Source organism: Ciceribacter sp. T2.26MG-112.2 (genome assembly GCF_900492205.1).
Lineage (GTDB): Bacteria > Pseudomonadota > Alphaproteobacteria > Rhizobiales > Rhizobiaceae > Allorhizobium > Allorhizobium naphthalenivorans_A.
Genome location: NZ_UEYQ01000013.1, coordinates 63,516 through 87,291 on the forward strand (window position 1 = coordinate 63,516; position 23,776 = coordinate 87,291).

The following is a 23,776-nucleotide window of genomic DNA, read 5'->3' on the forward strand; positions in this document are numbered from 1 at the left end:
TCTGCAATTCGCTCGCATCTGCAAGGATACACAGTGATGACCGATCAGGGCAACGGGATCGTCGCGCGGCTTGCCTTCTGGGGTATTCCGCTGGCGTTCGGGGTGATGGGGCTGAAGCTCGTCGCCTGGTGGGTGACCGGCTCGGTGGCGCTTTTGTCGGACGGGCTGGAATCGACCGTCAACGTGGTCGCCGCCTTTATTGCCTATTTCGTCATCCGCTATGCGCGGAAGCCGGCCGATGACGACCACCCCTATGGCCACCACAAGGCGGAGTACCTGTCGGCGGTTCTCGAGGGTGTACTGATCGTCATCGCGGCCCTGCTCATCATCCGCGAGGCGGTCGGAGCGCTTGCCGATCCGCAGCTGCTCGATGCGCCGGTGCTGGGGCTTGCGATCAACGGCGTGGCCGGGCTGATCAACCTGGTCTGGGCCCGGGCCCTGATCCGCATCGGCCGGACACATCGGTCGCCGGCGCTTGCGGCCGATGGTCATCACATCATGTCGGACGTGGTGACCTCGGCGGGCGTGTTCGTCGGCCTGGTGTTGGTGGTCGTCACCGGCTATGCGATCCTCGATCCGGTGCTCGCCATCCTCGTCGCCATCAACATCATCTACCAGGGCTGGAAGGTGATCTCGCATTCTGTGGCTGGGCTGATGGACAAGGCGGTCGAGCCGGAAGAAGAGGCGGCGATCAAGGCGGCGATCGCGCAAAATTCGGCCGGCTCGCTCGATGTGCATTACTTGCGCACGCGGCGCGGCGGGGCCGTCACCTTCGTCGCCTTCGATCTCGTCGTCCCCGGCAACATGCCCGTCAGCGAGGCGCACAAGATCTGCGACCGGCTCGAGGCCGCCGTCAAGGCGGTGCTTCCGGGCGGCCGCGTCACCATTCATGTCGAGCCCGAAAGCGAAACGGCGCATGGCGTCCGGGTCGGGGTCGGGGCTAAAGCCAAGGAGCAGAATTGATGAGCAAGACCGATGTCAGCGGACTGTCGCAGCTCGGCCAGAATGTCGAGGCCCCGACCAGTCCGGAGACGGCCGTGCTGGAGCGCGTGCCGAACGGCAATGCCGGCACAGACTATGTCGTGCGCTTCACCGCGCCGGAATTCACCTCGCTCTGCCCGATGACCGGCCAGCCGGATTTCGCCCATATCGTCATCGACTATATTCCCGGCGACTGGCTGGTCGAATCCAAGTCGCTGAAACTCTTCCTGTTTTCCTTCCGCAATCACGGTGCCTTCCACGAGGACTGCTCGATCTACATCGCCAAGCGGCTGGTCGACCTGCTTGATCCGAAGTGGCTGAGGATCGGCGCCTACTGGTATCCGCGCGGCGGCATTCCGATCGATGTCTTCTGGCAGACCGGGGCGCCACCGGAGGGCGTGTGGTTGCCTGAGCAAGGGGTTTCGACCTATCGCGGACGGGGCTGACGGGGGCTCCACCATCTTGTGGAAAAGGGCGTCGTCGGAGCCGAAAGTCTAAACCTTAATGGATCGGAAACCTTACCGGGAAGCACAGTATTAAGGCGAATGTGCCATTTGTTCAGCATATGAACAGAGGCTCACATATCATGGCGTTTCCTGGCTTCCGTCGCAGGGCCGATGTTTCCATGCTCAAGGTTGTTGCGGTCGCCATATTCGGCATGGTGGTGCTGACCGCCGGGACCTTTGCCTTCTTCGTCTGGTCGACGGCGAAGATCGACACCGTGTCGGTCGCCCGCCAGAGCGAGATGGCGCGCCATGTCATCGGCCGTTTCCGCTACCAGATCGCCCACGATCAGGAGAGCGTCACCGTCTGGGACGATGCCGTTCTCAATGTCAGGGGGTATCCTGCTCCTGAGAAAATGGAGTGGATCCACGTCAATCTCGGCGAATGGATGCAGACCTATTTCGGCCATGACGCCGCCTATGTCGTCGACCCGCAAGACAAGCCCCTCTACGTTTATGTCGCGGGTGCCGCCGCCAAGCTGTCTGCCTATGAGGCCGTGCGCGCGACGGTCGACCCGATGCTGCGGGATCTGCGTGCGGCGCTCGGCCGGGGTGAGGAGCCGGGCCTGGAGGAAGGGATCGACAGTCCCGGCCTCACCGATTTTCGCTTTCTCAACGGTCGGCCCGCCGTGGTCAGCCTCAAGCCGATCATCAGCGACAGCGGTGATATCGAACAGGTTGCGGGGGCCGAGAACATCCACATCGCGATCCGCTATCTCGACGGCCCGTTCCTCGATGAGCTCGAGACCAAGTATGATTTCGCCAACATGCACTTCTCGCTGACGGACGAGGCGGAGATCTCCAAGGCGAGCGTGCCGCTGGTCACGAATGGCGGCGGTATCATCGGCCATGTGGTCTGGGAGCCCTATCGGCCGGGATTGGCCTTTCTCCAGTCGATCGCGCCGGCTCTGATCGTCATCCTGCTCTGCCTGATCGGGACGGTCGGCATCTTCATTGTCATGCTCTATCGCCGAGCCCTCGCCAATCGCGAGCAGGAGCAACGCATTCGCTATCTCGCCAGCCATGATTCGTTGACCGGGCTGCTCAACCGCGCTTCGTTCGAAACATTGCTCGACGCGGCCCTTGGCGAGCGTGACGGCAAGAACCAGATCGCCATCCTCTATCTGGATCTCGACCGCTTCAAGCCGATCAACGACACGCTTGGCCATCCGGCCGGGGATTTTGTCATCCGCGAGGTCGGGGACCGTATCGGCAAGGTCCTGCCTCCCCGATCATCGCTCTGCCGCGTCGGCGGCGACGAGTTCAACGTGCTGGTGCGCTATCACCAGGTCGACGAGGTCGAGGCCTTGAGTACGGCGATCGTCGATGCGGTTTCCCAGCCGATCGCCGTCGAGGGCCAGAACGCCTTCGTCGGCATATCGATCGGCGTGGCGCTTTCGCCGCAGCACGGGACGGAGCGCACCGAGCTGACGCGCAAGGCCGATGTCGCGCTCTACAGCGCCAAGGCGGGCGGTCGCGGTTGCTATTCGATCTTCGGTCCGCACATGGATGCGATGGTTCGGGAGCGGGCCGAAATCGAGCGCGACCTGCGCCGGGCACTTGCCGACCGCAGCCAGTTCCGCGTTCTCTATCAGCCGAAATATTTCGCCGCGACCGGCAAGATCGGAAGCGTCGAGGCCCTGGTGCGCTGGAATCATCCGACCCGCGGGCTGATGTCTCCGGTCTATTTCGTGCCGATCGCCGAGGAGGGCGGGCTGATCCGGGAGCTCGGCCGCTATGTGCTCGAGGAAGCCTGTCGCGCCGCCGCCAACTGGCCGATCGAGAACATCGCGGTCAACGTGTCGGCCGTCCAATTGCGCGACAATGGTTTTGCCATGGAGGTCATGTCCATTCTCGGGGAGAGCGGGCTTGCGCCGCACAAGCTCGAGATCGAGGTCACGGAGACGGCGTGGATGGACGATTCGGAAAACTGCTCCGCCAATATTCGCGCTTTGCGGGCCGTCGGGATCAACATCGCCCTCGACGACTTCGGCACCGGTTTCTCCACCTTCGGACGCCTGCACGAAACGGAGGTCGATCACATCAAGATCGACAAGATGTTCATCGATGGCCTGGGCAAGGATCGGGGCGACGAGGCGATCGTGCAGGCAATCATCGAACTGGCGCGGGCCAAGGGGCTGAAGACCACGGCCGAGGGCGTGGAAACGGCCGAGCAGAACGAGTTTCTCACCCGAATCGGCTGCGACGAATTGCAGGGTTTTCTCTATGCGGAGCCGATGAGCGGCGAAGAGGTCGGCACCCTGCTCACGGGGCTTGACGGCAAGGCGCCACGGCTGGCGATCGTCTGAGGCGAGAAAAACCGAGTACAAACAAAATCGGCGGGCCCTGAAGCCCGCCGATTGCATTTTACCAAGCTATTGGCGGATCAGCCGAGCACGAGGGCCGCGCCGCCGAGTGCCGTTGCTGCGCCCAGCAGGCGGGTGACGAGCGGACCCATGCGGCCGAGCGCGATGCCGAGGCCGACGCCGGCGGCATGAAGGGCGGCGGTGGCGACGAGGAAGCCGAGGCCGAACTGCAGCGCACCGGCGGCACCGAGCTCGCCGCCATGGGCATGGCCGTGGAACAGGGCAAACAGACCGACGACGGCGGCGGAGGCTGCGACCGGCAGGCGGGCGGCGGTGGCGACCAGCAGGCCGAGGCCGATCACCGAAGCGAGGATCGCCGGCTCAACGAACGGAATTTCAATGCCGGAAACGGCGAGCAGGAAGCCCAGCGCCATGGTGCCGACAAAGGCGGCCGGCACGGCGAGGAGGGCGCGTCCGCCGATCTGCGACGCCCAGAGACCGACGGCGACCATGGCCAGGATATGGTCCGCACCCGACAGCGGATGGGAAAGGCCGGCCATCAGCGAGCCGTGCTCGGCCGGGTCGAGATGGGCGAAGGCCGGGGCGGTGGCGGCGCCAAGAAATGCGGCGGTGATCGAAAGGCGTTTGAACATGGTTGTCCCTCTAATTGGTCGACACGGCGCCCGGAAATCAGTCGCGCCGGCCTTCGGTTCTATCGCACCGCGAAGATTATCGTAAGCGCTTCGTCGCTGTCTACGGCAAAGCCCCGGCAGAGGATGTTCCCGAAGCGGCGTCTGCTTCTCCGGGGCCGCGGCAGCGGAGCAAAGGAAAACCCGCCGCGCCGGGCACGGAGGGCGATTCGACAGGCCGGTTGGATCAGGCTTACTTCTGCGGATGGGCGTTCAGCACTTCGGCGCAACGTGAGAAGGACAGGCCCTCGCCATCGGTGTCGTTGGTGGCGCGGATGGCGACGATACGGTCCGAGGGGTCGGCGGTGATCTGCAGTTCGCAGTACAGTTCCTCATAGCGCGGCGGCGAGATCATCTGCGGCTGGGCGGCATAGCCGCCACCGACGGTCGTGGTCTTGGTGACGGTGACGCCGGGCTTCGGTTCGCGCGTCACCGTGCGCGTCGTGGTCTGGGCCGGTGCGGGGGTGGAATATTGCGGCGGTATGTAGCGGGTCTTGTCGCCGCCACGCCAGGTGTAGAGGATGTTTCCGCTGCCCATCGGAAACTCCGAGATCGGCGGGCCGTACTGGGTGAAGAACAGCTCGGCCGGCTGGCCGATCCAGCGGGACTGGATGACGGTATTGGCTTCCTCGGTTGTGGTGCAGCCGGCCAGCACGGCAGCGGCAAGGGCCGCGATGGCGGCGATACGGATCTTCATGTTTGGTCTTCCCCTCGACAAATTGGTAGCCCCGGCAACGGCCCGCGTCTCTGCGGGCAGGGCAGGGGCGAAAATAACGGCACTGCCGCGCGACACCCCGACGCGCGCATGCCGGTCGGCCGGCACGTTACGAGGCCGATGAGCCACGGCACAATAGCGTGCCTGCCTTTCGCCCAAATTTGGTCCGGCTTTTCCCGGCCGTCGATAAGACCCTTCGACGGCGCGACAAAGCGGCTTGCTCCAGCCGGGTGGCGCCCCATATTGGATGATGACAGATGCGCCGTCTGACCGGGCGGCGAAGAGGGGAGTCAGGATCCTTGTTTGCATTCGACAATAGCTACATTCGGCTGCCGCAACGGTTTTACCGGCCGGCCGAACCAGCCGTCGCCCGCGCGCCGCGCCTCATTCGCTTCAACCGCGATCTGGCCGAGGAGTTGAACCTCGATTTCACCGAGGCGAGCGACGAGGACCTGGCGGCGATCTTTTCCGGCAACAGCCTGCCCGAAGGGGCGGCCTCGATCGCCATGGCCTATGCCGGCCACCAGTTCGGCAACTTCGTGCCGCAGCTCGGCGACGGCCGGGCGATCCTGATCGGCGAGGTGGTCGACGCCAGGGCCAGGCGGCGCGACATCCAGCTGAAAGGGGCGGGCGTCACCGCCTTTTCCCGCAATGGCGACGGACGTGCGGCGCTGGGTCCGGTGTTGCGGGAATATCTCGTCTCGGAGGCAATGCATGCGCTCGGCATCCCGACCACGCGGGCGTTGGCGGCGGTGCTGACCGGCGAGACGGTCTATCGCGAGACGAGGCTTCCGGGCGCGGTGCTGACGCGGGTGGCGGCCAGCCATATCCGGATCGGCACCTTCCAGTTCTTCGCCGCCCGTGGCGATACAGAGGCGGTCAAGACGCTCGCGGACCATGTGATTGCCCGTCACTATCCGGAACTCGAGGGCGCCGATCAGCCTTATCTCGCGCTTCTCAACGCGGTATCCGGGCGCCAGGCCGATCTGGTCGCGCGGTGGCTGTCGGTCGGCTTCATCCATGGGGTGATGAACACCGACAATATGGCTGTGTCGGGCGAGACGATCGACTTCGGCCCTTGCGCCTTCCTCGACGAATATGATCCGCGCAAGGTGTTCTCCTCGATCGACCAGCGGGGGCGCTATGCCTATGCCAACCAGCCGGGGATCGCGCAATGGAACCTTGCGCGCCTTGCCGAGACGCTGCTGCCGCTGCTGGGCGATGACGAAGACAGGAATGTCGAGGCGGCCAATGCCGCGCTTGTCGAGTTCGGCCGGGTCTTCCAGGGGCGATGGCTCGATCTGTTCCGCGACAAGCTGGGGATTGCCGAGGTGCAGGAGGGCGACCTCGACCTCGTCAATTCGCTGCTGAAGCTGATGGAGGACGGCGAGGCCGATTTTACCCGCGCCTTTCGGGCGCTTTGCAAGGTGGCCGGCGGAGCGCCGGCCGAAGCCCTTGCGGCCGAGTTCACCGATCCGATCGGCGTCGACGACTGGCTGCAACGCTGGAGCCGGCGCCACGAAGGCGATCCGCGCACTGCCGGGCAGCGGCAGGCGGCAATGGAGGCGGTCAACCCGGCTATAATCCCGCGCAATCATCGGATCGAGGAGGCGATCGTGGCTGGGGTTTCCGGCGATTTCGCTCCGTTCGAGCGGCTCGCGGAGGCGCTCGCCGATCCCTATCGGGAGAACGCCGCCCTCGCCGCATTCCAGCGCGCACCGGAACGCGAGCAGAGGGTGACCCGCACATTCTGCGGAACGTGATGGCGCCGGTCATGCCTGTTCACCGGAACAATCCGGCCGGGCGGCGATTGTCTCTGGCGATCACGCCCAGGAGGACACGCCGATGACGACCATGATGCTGCAGGACCTGTCGAAGAAGATGCGGAAGATCGATTTCTGCATGCTCTCCACCCTCGGCCCGACCGGGGCGATTGCGAGCCGGCCGATGAGCAATAATGGCGATGTCGATTATGACGGCGATACCTGGCTGTTCTCCTACCGGGATACCCGCAAGGTGGCGGAAATTTCGGCCGATCCGAGGGTTACGCTCACATTTTCGGCGCCGCCGAGCCTGCTCGGCAAACCCGGCATCTTCATCGCGCTTCAGGGATCGGCGACACTGATCGACGACAAGGGCGAGTTCGTCGCACACTGGATCTCCGACCTCGATCGCTGGTTTGCGCAGGGCATCGACACGCCCGGCCTGGTGCTGATCAAGGTGCATGCCGATATCGCCCATTACTGGGACGGCGAAGACAATGGCAGCATTCCGATCTAGCCTTCCGGGCCACCCGCCGACCATCGCGGTCGGCGGACCTGTCCCGTTGCAACGGGTCGTGCAGTCCTTGGAGAATGTCGCAGACAGGCTTCTGTTCGCGCCGATCCGGCCCTAATATCCCTGCTGATTTTCAACACGCTGGCAGGTGGGTTTTCAGGCAATGGCAGAGTTTCCGTCCAAGGCAAAGGTCGTCATCATCGGGCTCGGGGGCATTGTCGGCGCCTCGATCGCCCATCACCTCATCGAGCGCGGCTGGGACGACATCGTCGGCATCGATAAATCCGGCATTCCGACCGACATCGGCTCGACGGCGCATGCCTCCGACTTCTGCTACACGACCAGCCATGACTATCTCTCGGTCTGGACCACGCAATATTCGATCGATTTCTTCGAGAAGATGGGCCATTACGCCCGTATCGGCGGCCTGGAAGTCGCCCGCACCGGCGACGACAGCTGGATGGAGGAAATCAAGCGCAAGCTTTCCTCCGCCAAGGCGTTTGGCACCCGCGCCCATTATGTGTCGCCGGCCGAGATCAAGAAGCTCTTCCCGCTGATCGAGGAAGACCAGGTGATGGGCGGGATGTTCGACCCCGATGCCGGCCTCGTCATCCCGCGCAGCCAAACGGTTGCCGGCAAGCTGGTCGACGCGGCGGAAAAGTCGGGCAAGCTCAAGATGTTCGCCAACACGCCGGCCAAATCGCTGATCGTCGAGGGCGGCCGCATCAAGGGCGTCGTCACCCATCGCGGCACGATCCTGGCCGATCATGTCATCGTCTGCGCCGGCCTCTGGGGTCGTCTGATCGCCGAAATGGTCGGCGAGGACCTGCCCGTCATGCCGGTCGACCATCCGCTCACCTTCTTCGGTCCGTTCAACGAATTCGAAGGCACGGGCAAGGAGATCGGCTATCCGCTGCTGCGCGACCAGGGCAATTCCGCCTACATGCGCGACACCGGCGACCCGAAGACCACCGAGGGCGGCCAGATCGAGTGGGGCTATTACGAAACCAAGGAGCCGCGCATGTGCCATCCGCGCGAGCTCCTGGAAAAGCACGAGGCGCGGCTTTCGCCCTCGCAGCGCGACCTGGAGATGGAGCAGATCCTCGAGCCGCTCGAACGGGCGATGGAGCTCACACCGATCCTCGGCGAACTCGGCTACAATGAAAGCCATTCCTTCAACGGCCTCTTGCAGGTGTCCGCCGCCGGCGGCCCGTCCTGCGGCGAGAGCCAGAAGGTGCGGGGCCTGTGGTACTGCGTCGCCATCTGGGTCAAGGATGGTCCGGGCTATGGCAAGCTGATCGCCGACTGGATGACCGACGGCCGCACCGAGATCGACCACAACTCGATCGATTACGCCCGCTTCTATCCGCATCAGCTGACCGAAGACTTCATCGCCGGGCGCTGTTTCGAGGCGGCGCAGAAGATCTATTTCCCCGCCGTGCACCCGCGCGAACCCTATGCCAGCGGCCGCAACGTCAAGCGCTCGCCCTTCTACGAGCGTGAAGTGGAGCTCGGCGGTTACTTCATGGAACTCGGCGGCTGGGAGCGCGCCCACGGCTACAAGGCCAACGAACACCTGCTGGAGAAGTACGGCGATCGTGTTCCGGTGCGCGCGAACGAATGGGACAACCGCCATTTCTGGCGCGTCTCCAATGCCGAGCATCTGGCGATGAGCGAGGATTGCGGCATCGTCAACCTCAGCCACTTCCACATGGTCGACATCGAAGGGCCCGACCATGTCGCGCTCTTGGAATGGCTTTGCGCCGCCAAGATCGGCGGTGACGGCAATATCGGCAAGGGCATCTACACCCACTTCCTCGACGACGAGGGCATGGTCCGCGCCGACTTCACCGTTTTCCGCATGGCCGACCGCTGCCGGCTGGTCAACGGGGCGGACGCCGGCCCGCGCGATTTCCACTACATGAAGCGCGTGGCTAGGGATCGTGGCCTTGATGTCACCATCACCGACGTTTCGGAAAAGTTCATCACCATCGGCATCTGGGGCCCGAACGCCCGCGCCACGCTGAAGAAGGTCGTCGCCGACCCCGCCGGCCTCGACATCGAGAGCTTCCCGTTTGCCGCGATCAAGCCGATCGAAATCGCCGGCAAGAAGGTCACCGCCTTCCGCATTTCCTATGTCGGCGAGCAGGGCTGGGAGCTGCACATGAAGTACGAGGACGGCCTTGCCGTCTGGGACGCGCTACGCTCCACCGGCGTCATGGCTTTTGGCGTCGAGACCTATGCCAATTCGCGCCGCATGGAAAAGAGCCTGCGCCTGCAGAACGGCGACCTCCTCACCCAGTACAACCTGATCGAGGCCGATCTGGCGCGTCCGAAGGTGAAGGAGGCCGATTTCCGCGGCAAGGCGAAGCATCTGGAATACAAGGCCCGTCCCCACCAGCCGGCCATGCTCTGCACGCTGGTGATGACCGACAATGTCGATGCCACGGGCGTCGCCCGCTACCCGGTCGGCTCGCTGCCGGTCATGGACCCGGAAACCGGCGAAACCCTCGTCGACAGCCTCGGCCGCCGCTCCTACACGACGTCGATCGCGTTTGGCCCGACCATCGGCAAGAACATCGCGCTGGCGTATTTGCCCTGGGATTATTGCCAGGTCGGGCGAAAGCTGAATGTGGAGTATTTTGCCGAGGTGTTTCCGGTCGAGGTTGCGGCGGTGGGGTACAAGCCGCTGTACGATCCGGAGAATTTGAAGCCGCGGAGCTGAGGCGGAGGCGGTTTACTCAGAGAGTTATGGACCCGTCGGTTGGGAGGCCGGCGGGTTTTTCCGTGTCAGCTGTTTCAAGTGTATTTATTGTTGTGGTGGAATTTTGATAGTGTGTTCTCGTGTGGGATGTGAGGGTCAAACGCTGAAGGCACCTGACTATTTGCGTGATCTTGAAAAATTTGGGTCGGTCTACCTTCCCAAGTGGTGCGAAGGGCTGTCGTTGCAAGACGCTGGTGCAACCATTGGAAAGGTGTTGAATGTTCAAGAACTGTGGCCAGGAGCCGCAGTTCCGACAGTTCAGCGGCTGGAGGCACGCGAACCTGCCGCCGGCAGCGGTAGACGGTACAGCGACATATACGGGCGCAAGCGATTTCCGTTTCATACAGATCTCGCCCAATGGGCAATACCTCCGAGATACTTGCTTCTTCGGTGTGTGAACGGTGCTGTCGGAGTTCGTACGGGAGTGCTCGACGCAGCGTATTTCATCAATATTTTCGGGCGCGCCGGCGCGAAGCGTGCGCTCTTTCGATCTAGAAATCCTATATCGAGTATCTCAAGCGGAGGCATACTACCATTGTTGGAAGATAAAGGCGGACGCGAGATTTTCCGCTGGGACCCTGAATTTCTGCTTCCCGCAAATGCTTCTGCCGCGGAAGTACGAGACAAGATTATTAAGGGTGAATTGTCATTCATTAATCAAGCTGAATACTTTAGCCTATTGCAGCCAAATGACGCGTTGGTAATTGACAATTGGCGGTATCTGCACTGCCGGACAGAAGTCCCGGGCGATGCTGAGCGGGTCATCGAGCGGATTTATCTAACGGAGTTTCACGGCTGATGAGCGCGCCCCTGCAGTTGCCCTGGTCATCTGATGCGCTCTTGAACAAGGCGAGGCTCTATCTCCAGAAAATGGAATCATACAGCGTTGATGATTGGGAGCATGGTCTCTGGTCGACGCTTGCACTTGAGTTGTTGGCTCGTGCTGCGCTGGCATCTTTTTCCCCCGTCCTTCTGGCAGATCAGAAGAGTTGGCGAAACTTAACGTATGCACTCGGATTTGATGCGACAGCCAAGAGATTTTCACCAAGCTCAATCTCTACTAGTGAGGTATTGGCCAGGCTCTCAGAGCTTTCGAGTGAAGTGACTTCGGAAATTGTGGGATTTTGTTCCCAACATATTGAGCGGCGAAACGGTGAGTTGCATACTGGCGAGCTCGTTTTCTTTCAATTAGGTACTTCGCAGTGGCTGCCAAATTTCTACTCGGCGATCGAGGTGTTTGGCAAAATATTACAGCAGGACTTGTCAGAGTTGTGTCGAGACCCAGTAAGCGCGAAGGCCATGATTGATTCGCTGAAGGATCAAGCGGCTAAAGCAGTTCAAAGCGACATTAATGCTTATAGTAAGGTATGGCTTGATAAGAGCGCAGCCGAACGGGAGAAGGCAAGCGATCAGGCGGCAATATGGGCGACTAAGCATTCCGGCCATAGGGTTGATTGTCCAGCTTGCAAGTCTCCGGCTCTATTGCAAGGGGGGCCTAGCGGCTCAGTTTGGACGGTAATTGATCATGCGCAAGGCGAGGTAACGCAGCGGCAAACGATGTTGCCGACGTCGTTTGAGTGTATTGCATGTGGCCTGCGCATTTCGGGCCTTTCGCGGCTCTCCGCCTGTGGCTTAGGTGACGCTTTCATTAGTACATCACAGTATACGGCTGCCGAATTCTTTGACCTTTATACAGAAGACGACCTCGAAGAAGCACGGCAGGAAGGGAAGCAGCAATGGGAACCGGATTTCAACGAGTAGATTTATTAGCTTTCGATGCGGCCGACTATCTCGGCAGTCCCGAAGCCCGCGCCGATTACATGGCCGCAGCGCTGGAGGAGGGGGATGCCTCCGAAATCCGCCGGGCGCTCAACACCGTTGCGCGGTCGCTCGGCATGACGGCCGTCGCCGAGGAGGCGGGGCTCGGGCGTGAGAGCCTCTACAAGGCGCTCGGCGACAACGGCAATCCGGAATTCGTGACCGTGCTCAAGCTGATGAGAGCCATGGGGCTGAAGCTCTCGGCGCTGCCGATCGACGAGGGATAGGCGCTTGCGGCGAACCCTCTCCCCTTGTGGGAGAGGTTACAAAATCGAAGGCTTAGCCCGATCAGGGCTAAACTTCAGATTTTGTTGGTGAGGGGGGCGGTTCCGTGGATACGACAGAACAGACCCCCTCACTTGCGATTTCTGATGTTTAGCCGTGGCTTGCGCCACGACTAATTCATCGAAATCGCTTTCTCCCCCACCAAAGGGGAGACGGGGCGTCGCGCGAGTGGTTCCTCTCCGTGGCCCTCATGCCGAGGTGTCGGACCGCGCCAGCCTCGAAGCACGAGGCCACCGGTCCACGACACGTCCGGATGCTTCGAGTCGCGCTCTCGCGGGCATTCCAGCCTGAGGGCGATCCCGGATCGACGGTGTTTAGTTCCCGCCTGCCATCTGTTCGCACTTGAACAATCTTCGGTCTCGGCTCATCTGTAGAGCGTCAGAACATCGGGAGGCGGATGATGGATGGGAGTGTGAGCGATCGGCAGGCGGTTTCGCCGGAGGCGGTGATCGAGAGCGTGCTTTCGCGGCAGAGGGCGGCTTATCTCAAGGACATCAATCCGGACCTTGCGCTAAGGCGCGACCGGCTCGACCGGCTGGAGCGGTTGATCCTCGCCTGGCAGGATCGCCTTGCTCAGGCGATCTCGGAGGATTTCGGCAATCGCTCGCCGGTCGTCACCACGCTGGCCGACATCGTGCCGACGCGGGCGGCGATCCGCCATGCGCGGCGGCACCTGAAAAGCTGGATGCGGCCGCGCCGCGTGTCGCTCGCCTGGACCGGGCAACCGGGCGCGGCGCTGATTATCCGCCAGCCGCTCGGCGTCGTCGGTATCATCGCGCCGTGGAATTATCCGCTCAACCTGATGCTCTCGCCGCTGGTCGGCGCGCTTGCCGCCGGCAACCGGGCCATGCTGAAGCCGTCCGAGCTGACGCCGCGCTTTTCCGAGGTTCTGGATGCGGCGGTCAAGGAGTTTTTCGCCGAGGACGAGGTGGCGGTCATCACCGGCGGGCCGGAGGTCGCGGCTGCCTTCAGCGCGGCGCCGTTCGATCACCTGGTGTTCACCGGCTCGACCGCCGTCGGCCGCAAAGTGGCGGAAGCGGCGGCGCGGAACCTGACGCCGGTGACTCTCGAGCTTGGCGGCAAGTCGCCGGCGATCATCGATGCCTCCGCCGATCTGGACAGAGCCGTGCCGCGGCTGATCTGGGGCAAGCTGTTGAATTCCGGCCAGACCTGCGTCGCGCCGGACTATGCGCTGGTGCCGCGCGACCGTGTGGAGGATTTCGTGGCGGCGGCCAAGGCGGCGGCGGAAAAACAATATCCGAGGCTTGCCGACAATCCCGACTATACGTCGATCATCAGCGCGCGGCATTTCGACCGGCTCGCCGGCCTGATCGATGAGGCCCGGGCCAAGGGGGCGGAGGTGATCGAACTGCTGCCCGGCACCGATCCGGCCCGCCGCATCCTGGCGCCGGTCGTCGTCACCGGGGCCAACGACACGATGGCGCTGATGCACGAGGAAATCTTCGGGCCGATCCTGCCGGTCGTCCCCTATGACACGCTCGACGAGGCGCTGGCCTTCATCAACGCCCGCGACCGGCCGCTGGCGCTCTACTGGTTCGGCACCGACAAGGCCGCCGAGGGGCGGGTACTGAACGGGACGATTTCCGGCGGCGTGACGATCAACGACACGATCCTGCACCTGGCGCAGGACAACCTGCCGTTCGGCGGCGTCGGCGCGTCCGGCTATGGCGCTTATCACGGCGAGGCGGGTTTCGTGGCGATGAGCAAGGAAAAGCCGGTGCTGCGCCAGCCGCGGCTGTCAGCGGTGGCACTGCTCTATCCGCCCTATGGCAGGATAGCCGACATGCTGTTGAAGGTGTTGGCTAAATTTGGTTGAGCCACGATGGTGGCCGAGAAGCGAACGCGACGGTGGCGGTCTCTTCTCCCCATCGGGGAGAAGGTGGCCCGGTAGGGCCGGATGAGGGGGAGCGAAGCTCAGGGCACAGCGCACGCGGCCCGAGCCAGCAGAGGGCCGCGCACGCGGCCGCTCAAGCCAGTGAAGGCCGGTGCACTTCGCCCCCTCATCGCCTCGTTTCACTCGGCACTTCTCCCCGCCGGGGAGAAGAGGGAGTGACCCGTTGGCGTTTTTCCGGTTAGGCTCGAAATTCGGCTGAGCCACGACGGTGACCTTGGCTGATGGGCGACCGCGACGGTGGTGGCGGAGACTGGCCCCGACGGTGGCGGCCTCTTCTCCCCAGCGGGGAGAAGGTGGCCCGGCAGGGCCGGATGAGGGGGAGCGAAGCTCACTTGAGTTTCGCGCACTCGGCCCCCTCATCGCCTCACTGCGTTCGGCACTTCTCCCCGCTGGGGAGAAGAGGACGTGCCTCAGCCTGCCTTGGCGAGCTTGGCCACTTGCGGGTCGTAGACGCGGCCAAAACGGTTGGCGAGGAAGTCTGGGAGGCTCACTTCTTCCTGGCGGACAAAGCCCTTTTGCGGCAGCTTGCCGTCGGCCAGCAGGTCGAGCACGGTGCAGATGCCGGCAGCGGTGGTGATCTGGATGGCGCTCATCAGCCGGCCGCCGACGACGCCGGCATAGACCTTGTTGGCGTAGGTTTCCTGCAGGAAACGACCGTCCTTGACGCCGCAGACGGTGACGAAGATGACGACGACGTCCTGCATGGTGGCCGGAAGCGCGTTTTCGAACAGGTCCTTCAGGACATCGCGGCGGTTCTTCAGGTTGAAGTCGTTCAAGAGCGCCTTGACGATCGCCTGATGACCCGGATAGCGGATGGTGCGGTAGTTCATCGTGCGCACTTTGCCCTCCAGCGTCTTCGCCAGCGTGCCGAGGCCGCCGGACGTGTTGAAGGCTTCGTAGGTGACGCCGTCGAGCGAGAACTCCTCGCGCTCTTCCATGGCCGGGACATTGATCAGCTTGCCTTCGACGATCGCCTCGCAGGGCTCGATATATTCGTTGATCAGGCCGTCGGTCGACCAGGTCAGGTTGTAGTTCAGCGCGTTGGACGGATATTGCGGCAGCGCGCCGACGCGCATTCGCACGCTGTCGAGCGTGTCGAAATGCCGGGTCAGGTCATTGGCGACGATCGAGATGAAGCCGGGGGCCAGGCCGCACTGGGGGATGAAGGCGGTCCTGGCATTCTGCGCCAGCTGCTCGACCTTGCGGGTGGTGGCGACGTCTTCTGTCAGGTCGAGATAGTGGGTGCCGGTGCGGGCTGCACTTTCGGCGATCGCGCCGGTGAGATGAAAGGGGGCGGCCGAGAGAACGGCGAACTTGCCGGCCAGCACGGCGTCAAGGGCGCTCGCATCGGTGATGTCGACGACGGCCGTCGAAATCGCCGGATGGCGGTCGATGGCGGCAAGCTGCGCCTCACTGCGGTCTGCAACGGTGATCCTGTAGGCGCCGCTGTCGGCCAGCATGAGTGCAATGGCGCTGCCGATCTTGCCGCCGCCGATGATGACTACGTCTTTCATGGAAAACATCCCCTCTTGAATTTCGTCAGATTTCGAAAGGATGCCCACTGCTCCTTTCGATTCATAGCGACGATATGTTCGTTTCGTGGTATGTGTTTCGGCAGATCGACAAAGGAATTGGACAAAGTGCAAATTACCGACAAGGATCGTGAGTTGCTGGCGCTGCTCGGCGAGAACGCCCGCATGCCGGTGGCGACGCTTGCGAGGCGACTCGGCCTGTCGCGCACCACCGTGCAGGCGCGGCTGGAGCGGCTGGAGCGCGAAGGGGTGATTGCCGGCTATGGGGTCCGGCTGTCGGAGGCCTTTCAGAGCGGGCTGATCCGGGCGCATGTGCTGATCACTATCGCGCCGAAGACATTGCCTGCGGTCAGCGTCGAACTGTCGGCGATCCGCGAGGTGACCACGCTGCATTCGGTCAATGGTAGCTTCGACCTGATCGCCATCGTCGCGGCCCCGTCGATCGCCGAACTCGACCGGTTGATCGACCATATCGGCGCGCTGTCCGGCGTCGAGCGCACGCTGTCTTCGATCATCCTGTCGACGCGGATCGCACGCTAGTCACGCCCGGATCGCGGCGCCTCAGGCGACGGCGAGTTCGGCCTTGGCGAGAGCCCGCTCCAGTGCCGCGATGCAGTCCGGATCGTGGCTTGCGCCGGCGTTCTCCCAGAGGATGGCAAGCGCTTTCGCCACCGGCATGGCGGCGCGGTAAGGACGGTCGGCGGTGAGGGCATCGAAGACGTCGGCGGTCGAGACGATGCGGACGTCGAGCGCGAGATCGGGCGCGGTCAGGCCACGCGGATAGCCCTTGCCGTCGAGACGCTCGTGATGGGCACCGCCGATGCGGGCGAGTTCGGCAAAGGCGCCGATGCGCGACAGGATCAGCTCGGAATATTCGGCATGGCGCTTCATCGCCTGCCATTCCTCGCCCTCCAGCTTGCCCGGCTTGTCGAGCACGGCATTGGAGACGCCGAGCTTGCCGATGTCGTGCAGCAGTGCCGCGCGCTTGAGGCGGCGCCGGTCTGCCGGCGGCACGCCTATTTCTTCGGCGATCATGTCGGTAAACAGCGCCACGCGGTCACTGTGGCCGGACGTGTAGGGGCTCTTGGCATCGATGACGCGAGCAAAGCCCGCGGCGATGTCGTCGAGATAGTCCTCGTCGGCATAGATGACCTGTTGACCCGGTTCGCCCTGCAGCACCAGCCGCCCGATGTCGTCCGAATTCAGCTTTGTCCAGAAGGTCTCGTCGGCGGCGATGCGGGTGAAGGCTTCGACCATGGCGGGATCGAACCATGTGCCGGCGCGCTTGCGCACCTCGGCGATCGCCGCCTCCGGTCCGGCGCTCACCTGGAACACGTCGATGACCTGGGAAAGCAGGGCGATGCGGGCGAAGGGCGAAATGGCGGCTCCCTTCAGGCCGGAAGGTTGGCCGCCGCCGTCCCAATGCTCGTCGAGGTCGAGAATGCCGCGCGCCACGGCTTCGGAGAAGCGCATCTGGCGGGCGATTTCGGCGCCGCGCCGGCAGCGGGTCTGGATGAGGTCGGTGGCGATCGCGCCGCCGTTCCTGACGATGTGCATCAGGCTGCGAAACCGTTCGGCAAGCCCGGCCTGCATGCCGGTATGCGAGAGCACGAACCTGAGGATCTGCGGCAGGGAGCCGTCGACGAGCTTGAAGTCCTGCTTGAAGGTCAGGTCGTCGGCCAGATAGAGTTCGCAAATGCGTGCGGCATTGCTGGAGCAGCCGAGGTCCTTGAGCAGCAAGGTATAATAGAGATCCTGCAAGGCATTGTCGGACAGGCCGAGCTCGCGGCCGATCGCCGTGCCGATCCAGCAGCAGCGGATGCAATGGCCGGGAGGCTGGCCCTCGGTCATGTCGAGTGCGCAGCTCAACGCCTCGATGATTTCCGCAAGTCTGATCCGTGTCGTCATGGCAGCCCCTGTGGCAAGGCACTATAAGGCGGCGGCGTTAACGCCGCGTATGCGCAAGGTATGCTCGACCCCGCCCGGGCAGGCAGCACTAACGCCCTGTTCACCGGTTCCGTGCTTCCCCTTTTTCCCGCATTGTTTTACGACATGAGTCGCACTATGTGCGGGTGAGAGAAACGCGAACGCTTGAGGAATTGCCGAATGAACGAAGAAGACGACGACAAGAGCAAGGAACTGCCGCTCGGCAAGGAAACGGAAGCGAACCTCTTCAAGTCGCGTTCGATCTTCATCTATGGCGGGATCACCCAGGAACTGGCGCAGAAGGTCTGCACCCAGCTGGTGGCGCTTGCCGCCGCCTCCGACGGCGACATCCGCGTCTATGTCAATTCGCCGGGCGGTCACGTCGAATCGGGTGACTCGATCCACGACATGATCAAGTTCATCAAGCCGAAGGTCATCATCATCGGCACGGGTTGGGTCGCTTCCGCCGGCGCGCTGATCTATGCATCGGTGCCGAAGGAACGTCGCCTCTGCCTGCCGAACACCCGCTTCCTGCTGCACCAACCCTCGGGCGGCACCCGCGGCATGGCCTCCGACATCGAGATCCAGGCCCGCGAGATCATCAAGATGAACCAGCGCCTGATCAAGATCTTCGCCAAGGCAACCGGCCAGTCGGAAGAGAAGATCGCCAAGGATATCGACCGCGACTACTGGCTGTCGGCCGAGGAAGCCAAGGACTACGGCCTGGTCGGCAAGATCGTCGAGACGCAGTCGGAAGTCTGAACTGCGGCACGAGACCGAGATTGAGAGCCCTCGCCGGTATTCGCCGGCGGGGGCTTTTTCGTGCGGCGACGTCAGCCGAGCCACCCCGCCTGCGTGGCAGGCGTCCGACCAAGGTCGAGCGCCATATCGTTTGACTCATTCCACCGGGCTAATAAGGTCGGGTGAGAATGGGAGTGGAAATCGATGGGACGTTTCGCCGAGACTATCATGCAGCGCCTGTTTCTGGTCGCCTGTCTGCTGATTGCAGCCGCGGTTCCGGTCGGCGCACAGGAAACCGTGTTCCGCACCTACAAGGACAATTCGGGCTTTTCCTGCAACTTTCCCTCGGACTGGGACTTCCAGGAGGCCAAGAATGGCGACCGCGTGTTTTCGGGCTTAAGCGGCACGGCACGGGAGGCGACGATCATCGTGCAGGTGATCGACCGGGAACAGACGGCGGAAAAGACCGCCAAGGCGCAGCTTGAGAGGCTGAAGGGGCAGTTGCTCGCCGCGCCGCAGGGGCGCATCCGCACCGAAGGGGCGGTTCCGACCGCCGGCCAGCAGGCGCCGTTCCTGATCGCCAGCTACCGAACCGCGGACACGGCGGGCAAGGAGCGCGACTACAACCACATCCAGATGGTGGTGACGGCGCCGCGCAATTTCCTGCTGATGTCCTATTCGGCGCCGGACGGCATCTTCGACGAATATCTCAAGGTGTTCGAGAACTGCACCGCGACCCTCGAAATCGCCGAACCGGCGGCCGGCAAACCGCAGGCGGAGGAAGAAAAGCCGCAGGCGCCGGAAGAGAAGCCGCAGGCCGAAACCGCCGCGCCCAAGCCAGAAAGCAAGGACGAGGAGACCGCCGACGCGCCGGATGTTTCGGATGACGAGGACACCATCGTCTGGCGGCGCAATTCCGACCGCGGCTTCTGGATCGCCGTGCCGCGCATCTGGTCGAGCGAGATCGACGCGTCTGAACCCTATTCACTCGACATGCGCCATCCGGACCGGGTGGAGGGCGTGATCGTCTGGGCGCTCGATCTCGACCAGGCAACCAAGTCCAAGGATTTCGCCGATGCCTGGGAGGAAAACCTGGCGGACAAGATCTTCTTCATGAACGAGCGGCTCGCCAAACCGGCGGGCGAACATCCGGGCGTCGGCCTGCCCAAGATGACGGTGGTGATGCGCCAATACCAGGGCGAGGTGAGCGGCGCGACCGTGCAGAGCATTGCCGCCTATGTCGTTTACAAGAAGCGCGGCTATACCGTCGTCGGCTATCACTTTCTCGGGGACGAGAAGGGGCGCAAGCGCGTTCACGACGCGGTGATGAGCTTCCGGCTGGCGGCGCCGGACAATTGAACCGGAAAGGGCCATGGCCGGGCCTTCCGCGCCGGGCTCTGGTGTCCGGCGCAGGCACGACGCCGATCTCCAGGCCAAGGTGTGCCTTTGACCCCTGATTGCGCGTTGCCGTAACGGTTTTGCGCGCGCCCGGCTTGCCAATGGAACCTATCTTTGCTGTTGGTGGGCGATTGTCATTCTCGCTTATCCGGGCTTTCGATGTTCAAGGACCTTTCGTTCCAAAGCTTTTTCATGGGTTGCCTGACCGCCTTTGTCGGGTTCGCCAGTTCGTTTGCCGTGGTGTTGCAAGGCCTCAAGGGCGTGGGGGCGACCGATTATCAGGCAGCCTCCGGGTTGATGGCCTTGTCGGTGTCGATGGGGCTCTGCGCCATCGTGCTCAGCGCCTGGACGAAACTGCCGGTATCGATCGCCTGGTCGACACCGGGGGCGGCGCTGTTGGCGACCGCCGGCACTGTGGAGGGCGGATTTGCCGCCGCCGTCGGCGCCTTCCTGGTCTGCGGCGTGCTGATCGTGATCGCCGGGCTGTTCCGGCCGCTCGGCCGGGCGGTCGCCGCGATCCCGGCGCCGCTGGCCAATGCCATGCTGTCGGGCGTCATCCTCGGCCTCTGCTTCGCCCCGTTCAAGGCAATTGCCTTCGATCCGGCGCTCGGCCTGCCGATCCTCGTCGCCTGGGCGGCGGTGCTGGCCTTCAAGCGGCTCTATGCCGTGCCGGCGGCATTGCTCGCCTTCGTCATCGTGATGATGTTCGGTGTCGATCTGCCGGAAGGCGCGATGGCGACCTGGACGCAGTCGCTCGCGCCGCCGATCGAACTCGTCGCGCCGGAGTTCACCTTGCCTGCGCTCATCTCGATCGCGCTGCCGCTGTTCATCGTCACCATGGCTTCGCAGAACATCCCCGGCATCGCCGTGCTCAAGGTCAACCACTATAACCCCAATCCGGGGCCGCTGTTTGCCGTCACCGGGCTGTTCTCGCTGTTTTCGGCGCCGTTCGGCGGCCATGCCGTCAACCTGGCGGCGATCACCGCGGCGATGTGTGCCGGCGAGGACGCCCATCCGGATCCGAAGAAGCGCTACTGGGCGGCGATCATCGGCGGCGTCGGCTATATCGTGTTCGGTCTTCTGGCCGGCGCGGTCACCGCCTTCGTCTCGCTCGCGCCGCCGATCCTGATCCAGGCGGTGGCAGGCCTGGCGCTGATCGGCGCGTTTTCCGGCTCTGCCGTTGCCGCATTCAAGGAGCCGGAAACCCGCGAGGCGGCGGCCGTCACCTTCCTGATCACCGCCTCCGGCGTCTCCTTCGCCGGTGTTTCCGGTGCATTCTGGGGACTGGTGGCAGGCGGACTGATGCTGGGCGTGTTGCGGCTTGCGAGACGAGGTTGATTCCGTGGAAATCGGGCTTGGTCCGTGCTAAAATAAGACATGGAGTTCGAATTCGATCCCGCGAAGAGCGAAGGTAACTGGCGCAAACACGGGCTTGATTTCATCGGGGCGCAAGCCCTCTGGCGCGATCCGTCACTGCTCATCCTGTTGTCGCGCGACGAGGATGGCGAGGAGCGTCGCATGGCGATCGGCCTCTTGGATGGAGCCTATTGGGTGGTGATATTCGTCTATCGCGGCGATACGGTGCGGATCATTTCCGCGCGTCGTGCCCGCAGGCTGGAGGTGGAAATCTATGAAGGCTAAGGATCTGGACCGCCTTTTTGACGAGGGTAAAGAAGACGTTCTCCAGTATTTCGATCTGGAACAGGCCGAGCGTCCCAATCTGGTGCCCGTCGATGTCGATCTCAGCCTGCCGCGATGGCTGGTCAACCGTCTCGATCAGGAGGCGTTGCGACTGGGTGTCTCCCGGCAATCGCTGATCACCATCTGGCTGGCGGATCGCGTTGAGCCTCGGCAACGCACCGCCGCTGAATAACGGACTTGCGCGATCTGCCGCCGCACGTTATCTCTTTTCACCATGACCCGTTTCGGCTCGACCATGTTTGCGACCCTGAAGGCTGACCGCTCTGCGGCCGGCTTTGTCGCGTCGGTGCCAAACTCGCTTCTTCTTACCCTTATCCGCGGTTGCCGGGTCCTTTGAGGAGCGCTCGGCGGCCGGATAGCCGCATGGCACAGCTCCTCTGATCAAATCCCTGAACTTTGGACTATTTGGCCGACCATGGGCCAGCATTTGCCGTCGCAAAACCGCGCTTGATGCGCTAAGAGCCGGGCAAGTGCGGAAGAGGAAGAGATGAACGACATGAGCATGAAATCCGGTGCCGGTATGAAGGGCATGCCCGAAGCAGCGACCAAGTACCACCCTTATCCGCAGATCGACATCAAGGACCGCACCTGGCCGTCGAAAACTATCACCAAGGCGCCGATCTGGTGCTCGGTGGACCTGCGCGACGGCAACCAGTCGCTGGTCAATCCGATGGGCCACGACCGCAAGGCGCGCATGTTTCAGCTGTTGCTGGACATGGGCTTCAAGGAAATCGAGATCGGTTTCCCGTCCGCCTCGCAGACCGATTTCGACTTTGCCCGCTGGTGCGTCGAGGAAGGCAACGTGCCCGACGACGTGTCGCTGCAGGTGCTGGTGCAGTGCCGTCCGGAACTGATCACCCGGACCTTCGAGGCGCTGGAAGGCGCGCACCGGCCGATCATCCATTTCTACAATTCGACCAGTGAGCTGCAGCGCCGCGTGGTGTTCGGCAAGGATGTCGCCGGCATCAAGCAGATCGCCGTCGATGCGGCGAAGATGATCACCGACATGGCGGCAAAGGCTGCCACCGGTGCGAATGGCGGCTTCCGCTTCGAATATTCGCCGGAGAGCTTTACCGGCACTGAGCTGGACGTGGCGCTGGAGATTTCCAATGCCGTCATCGACATCATCAAGCCGACGCCGGACAACAAGCTGATCCTGAACCTGCCGTCGACCGTCGAGATGGCGACGCCGAACATCTATGCCGACCAGATCGAGTGGATGTGCCGCAACATCGACAATCGCGAAAACGTCATCATCTCGCTGCATCCGCATAACGACCGCGGCACCGGGATTGCAGCGACCGAACTGGGGCTGATGGCCGGCGCCGACCGCGTCGAAGGCACGCTGTTCGGCAATGGCGAGCGGACCGGCAATGTCGACATCGTCACGCTGGCGCTCAACATGTTCACCCAGGGCGTCGATCCCAAGCTGGATTGCTCCGATATCGAGCGGATCAAGGCGGTCTATGAATATTCGAACCAGATGACCATTCCGGAGCGCCACCCTTACGTCGGCGAGCTGGTCTATACCGCGTTTTCCGGCTCGCACCAGGATGCGATCAACAAGGGCATGAAGGCGCGGCGCACGGCCAATTCTCCCCTGTGGGAAGTGCCGTATCTGCCGATCGACCCGCAGGACGTCGGCCGGACCTACGAGGCGATCATCCGCATCAACTCGCAGTCGGGCAAGGGCGGTATCGCCTACATCCTGCAGGAAGACTACGGCATCAACATGCCGCGCGCCCTGCAGGTGGAGTTCCGCGAGGACATCCAGCGCATCACCGACGAGGAGGGTGTAGAGCTGCCCTCGAAGCGGATCTACGAGCGCTTCATCGAACGCTATGTCGAGCAACCCGGCGGGCGCCTGAAATATGTCGATCACCACACCTATGCCGATCCGGCGCAGAAGGGACGGCGCATCGTCGCCGCCGAGATCACCGATGGCGGCGAGACCAGGCGGATCGAAGGACAGGGGACAGGGCCGATCGACGGCTTCATCAATGCGCTGTCGACCTATCTCGGCATCGAGCTCTCGGTCGCCGACTATTCGGAGCATTCGCTGCAGCATGGCTCCAACGCCTCGGCGATTGCCTATGTCGAGGTGGTGCACCCGGATGGCAAACTGTTCGGCGTCGGCATCAATACCAACATCGTCGCCGCTTCGCTCGAGGCGATCGTCTCGGCGGCAAACCGGGTGCTCGAAGATCGTGCTGCGAAGGGCTGAA

The 23,776-nt window shown here is 63.1% G+C and carries 21 protein-coding genes; 17 read left to right on the forward strand and 4 right to left on the reverse strand.

Annotated features, from left to right (window positions below; genetic code table 11):
• Positions 1–36 precede the first annotated feature (36 nt).
• The 3 genes from DYZ14_RS16955 (at position 37) to DYZ14_RS16965 (ending at position 3,793) form a co-directional block, all read left to right on the forward strand.
• Positions 37–963 (forward strand): cation diffusion facilitator family transporter, encoded by a 927-nt coding sequence (locus DYZ14_RS16955; protein WP_154721777.1) that lies wholly within the window; start codon positions 37–39, stop codon positions 961–963.
• Positions 963–1,427 (forward strand): preQ(1) synthase, encoded by a 465-nt coding sequence (queF, locus tag DYZ14_RS16960; protein WP_154721778.1) that lies wholly within the window; start codon positions 963–965, stop codon positions 1,425–1,427. Before DYZ14_RS16955 ends, queF begins: the two co-directional genes overlap by 1 nt.
• Positions 1,428–1,606: 179 nt before the next feature.
• Entirely contained in the window at positions 1,607–3,793 is a 2,187-nt protein-coding gene (locus tag DYZ14_RS16965; protein WP_195950000.1) for a putative bifunctional diguanylate cyclase/phosphodiesterase, read from the forward strand.
• A gap of 77 nt (positions 3,794–3,870) precedes the next feature.
• On the opposite strand, the gene DYZ14_RS16970 is transcribed toward DYZ14_RS16965, so the two are convergent.
• On the reverse strand, positions 3,871–4,443 hold the full coding sequence (locus tag DYZ14_RS16970) for a HupE/UreJ family protein (protein WP_154721780.1): 573 nt from the start codon (positions 4,441–4,443) through the stop codon (positions 3,871–3,873).
• 229 nt (positions 4,444–4,672) lie between these two features.
• Entirely contained in the window at positions 4,673–5,176 is a 504-nt protein-coding gene (locus tag DYZ14_RS16975; RefSeq protein WP_154721781.1) for a hypothetical protein, read from the reverse strand.
• Between the two features lie 275 nt (positions 5,177–5,451).
• Between DYZ14_RS16975 and DYZ14_RS16980 the strand changes: the two genes are divergently transcribed.
• From DYZ14_RS16980 to DYZ14_RS17010, 7 genes are all read left to right on the forward strand, one after another.
• Positions 5,452–6,957 (forward strand): protein adenylyltransferase SelO, encoded by a 1,506-nt coding sequence (locus tag DYZ14_RS16980; protein ID WP_154721782.1) that lies wholly within the window; start codon positions 5,452–5,454, stop codon positions 6,955–6,957.
• A gap of 82 nt (positions 6,958–7,039) precedes the next feature.
• Positions 7,040–7,474: a pyridoxamine 5'-phosphate oxidase family protein gene (locus DYZ14_RS16985; RefSeq protein WP_154721783.1), complete on the forward strand. Its 435-nt coding sequence runs from the start codon at positions 7,040–7,042 to the stop codon at positions 7,472–7,474.
• A 160-nt stretch (positions 7,475–7,634) separates the two neighbouring features.
• Positions 7,635–10,196 carry a GcvT family protein gene (locus DYZ14_RS16990; RefSeq protein ID WP_154721784.1) on the forward strand — a complete coding sequence of 854 codons (2,562 nt, stop codon included), beginning with the start codon at positions 7,635–7,637 and terminating at the stop codon, positions 10,194–10,196.
• 160 nt (positions 10,197–10,356) lie between these two features.
• Positions 10,357–11,034 carry a TauD/TfdA family dioxygenase gene (locus tag DYZ14_RS16995; RefSeq protein WP_195950001.1) on the forward strand — a complete coding sequence of 226 codons (678 nt, stop codon included), beginning with the start codon at positions 10,357–10,359 and terminating at the stop codon, positions 11,032–11,034.
• Positions 11,034–11,996: a hypothetical protein gene (locus DYZ14_RS17000; protein ID WP_154721786.1), complete on the forward strand. Its 963-nt coding sequence runs from the start codon at positions 11,034–11,036 to the stop codon at positions 11,994–11,996. The genes DYZ14_RS16995 and DYZ14_RS17000 overlap by 1 nt, the downstream gene beginning before the upstream one ends.
• Positions 11,972–12,280, forward strand: coding sequence for an addiction module antidote protein (locus DYZ14_RS17005; RefSeq protein ID WP_154721787.1), 309 nt, complete (start codon positions 11,972–11,974; stop codon positions 12,278–12,280). Before DYZ14_RS17000 ends, DYZ14_RS17005 begins: the two co-directional genes overlap by 25 nt.
• Before the next feature lie 458 nt (positions 12,281–12,738).
• Positions 12,739–14,175: a coniferyl aldehyde dehydrogenase gene (locus tag DYZ14_RS17010; protein WP_154721788.1), complete on the forward strand. Its 1,437-nt coding sequence runs from the start codon at positions 12,739–12,741 to the stop codon at positions 14,173–14,175.
• Between the two features lie 488 nt (positions 14,176–14,663).
• Here the strand turns inward: DYZ14_RS17010 and DYZ14_RS17015 are convergent, their stop codons facing one another.
• On the reverse strand, positions 14,664–15,767 hold the full coding sequence (locus DYZ14_RS17015) for a saccharopine dehydrogenase family protein (RefSeq protein WP_154721789.1): 1,104 nt from the start codon (positions 15,765–15,767) through the stop codon (positions 14,664–14,666).
• Positions 15,768–15,893: 126 nt separating this feature from the next.
• On the opposite strand from DYZ14_RS17015, the gene DYZ14_RS17020 reads away from it, so the two are divergent.
• Positions 15,894–16,325, forward strand: a complete 432-nt coding sequence (locus DYZ14_RS17020) for an Lrp/AsnC family transcriptional regulator (protein ID WP_115672567.1) — start codon at positions 15,894–15,896, stop codon at positions 16,323–16,325.
• A 21-nt stretch (positions 16,326–16,346) separates the two neighbouring features.
• Here the strand turns inward: DYZ14_RS17020 and DYZ14_RS17025 are convergent, their stop codons facing one another.
• Positions 16,347–17,693 carry an HD-GYP domain-containing protein gene (locus DYZ14_RS17025; protein WP_154721790.1) on the reverse strand — a complete coding sequence of 449 codons (1,347 nt, stop codon included), beginning with the start codon at positions 17,691–17,693 and terminating at the stop codon, positions 16,347–16,349.
• Between the two features lie 198 nt (positions 17,694–17,891).
• Here DYZ14_RS17025 and DYZ14_RS17030 point away from each other — a divergent pair, with 198 nt between their 5' ends.
• The 6 genes from DYZ14_RS17030 (at position 17,892) to leuA (ending at position 23,775) form a co-directional block, all read left to right on the forward strand.
• Entirely contained in the window at positions 17,892–18,473 is a 582-nt protein-coding gene (locus DYZ14_RS17030; protein ID WP_154721791.1) for an ATP-dependent Clp protease proteolytic subunit, read from the forward strand.
• A gap of 183 nt (positions 18,474–18,656) precedes the next feature.
• Positions 18,657–19,811 carry a hypothetical protein gene (locus tag DYZ14_RS17035; protein WP_154721792.1) on the forward strand — a complete coding sequence of 385 codons (1,155 nt, stop codon included), beginning with the start codon at positions 18,657–18,659 and terminating at the stop codon, positions 19,809–19,811.
• 198 nt (positions 19,812–20,009) lie between these two features.
• The gene (locus tag DYZ14_RS17040; RefSeq protein ID WP_154721793.1) at positions 20,010–21,188 is read left to right on the forward strand and encodes a benzoate/H(+) symporter BenE family transporter; all 1,179 of its coding nucleotides are present in this window, start codon (positions 20,010–20,012) and stop codon (positions 21,186–21,188) included.
• 39 nt (positions 21,189–21,227) lie between these two features.
• Positions 21,228–21,491 (forward strand): BrnT family toxin, encoded by a 264-nt coding sequence (locus tag DYZ14_RS17045; protein ID WP_154721794.1) that lies wholly within the window; start codon positions 21,228–21,230, stop codon positions 21,489–21,491.
• Positions 21,481–21,723 carry a type II toxin-antitoxin system BrnA family antitoxin gene (gene brnA / locus DYZ14_RS17050; RefSeq protein ID WP_154721795.1) on the forward strand — a complete coding sequence of 81 codons (243 nt, stop codon included), beginning with the start codon at positions 21,481–21,483 and terminating at the stop codon, positions 21,721–21,723. Before DYZ14_RS17045 ends, brnA begins: the two co-directional genes overlap by 11 nt.
• A gap of 324 nt (positions 21,724–22,047) precedes the next feature.
• Positions 22,048–23,775, forward strand: coding sequence for a 2-isopropylmalate synthase (gene leuA, locus DYZ14_RS17055; protein WP_154721796.1), 1,728 nt, complete (start codon positions 22,048–22,050; stop codon positions 23,773–23,775).
• Position 23,776 lies beyond the last annotated feature (1 nt).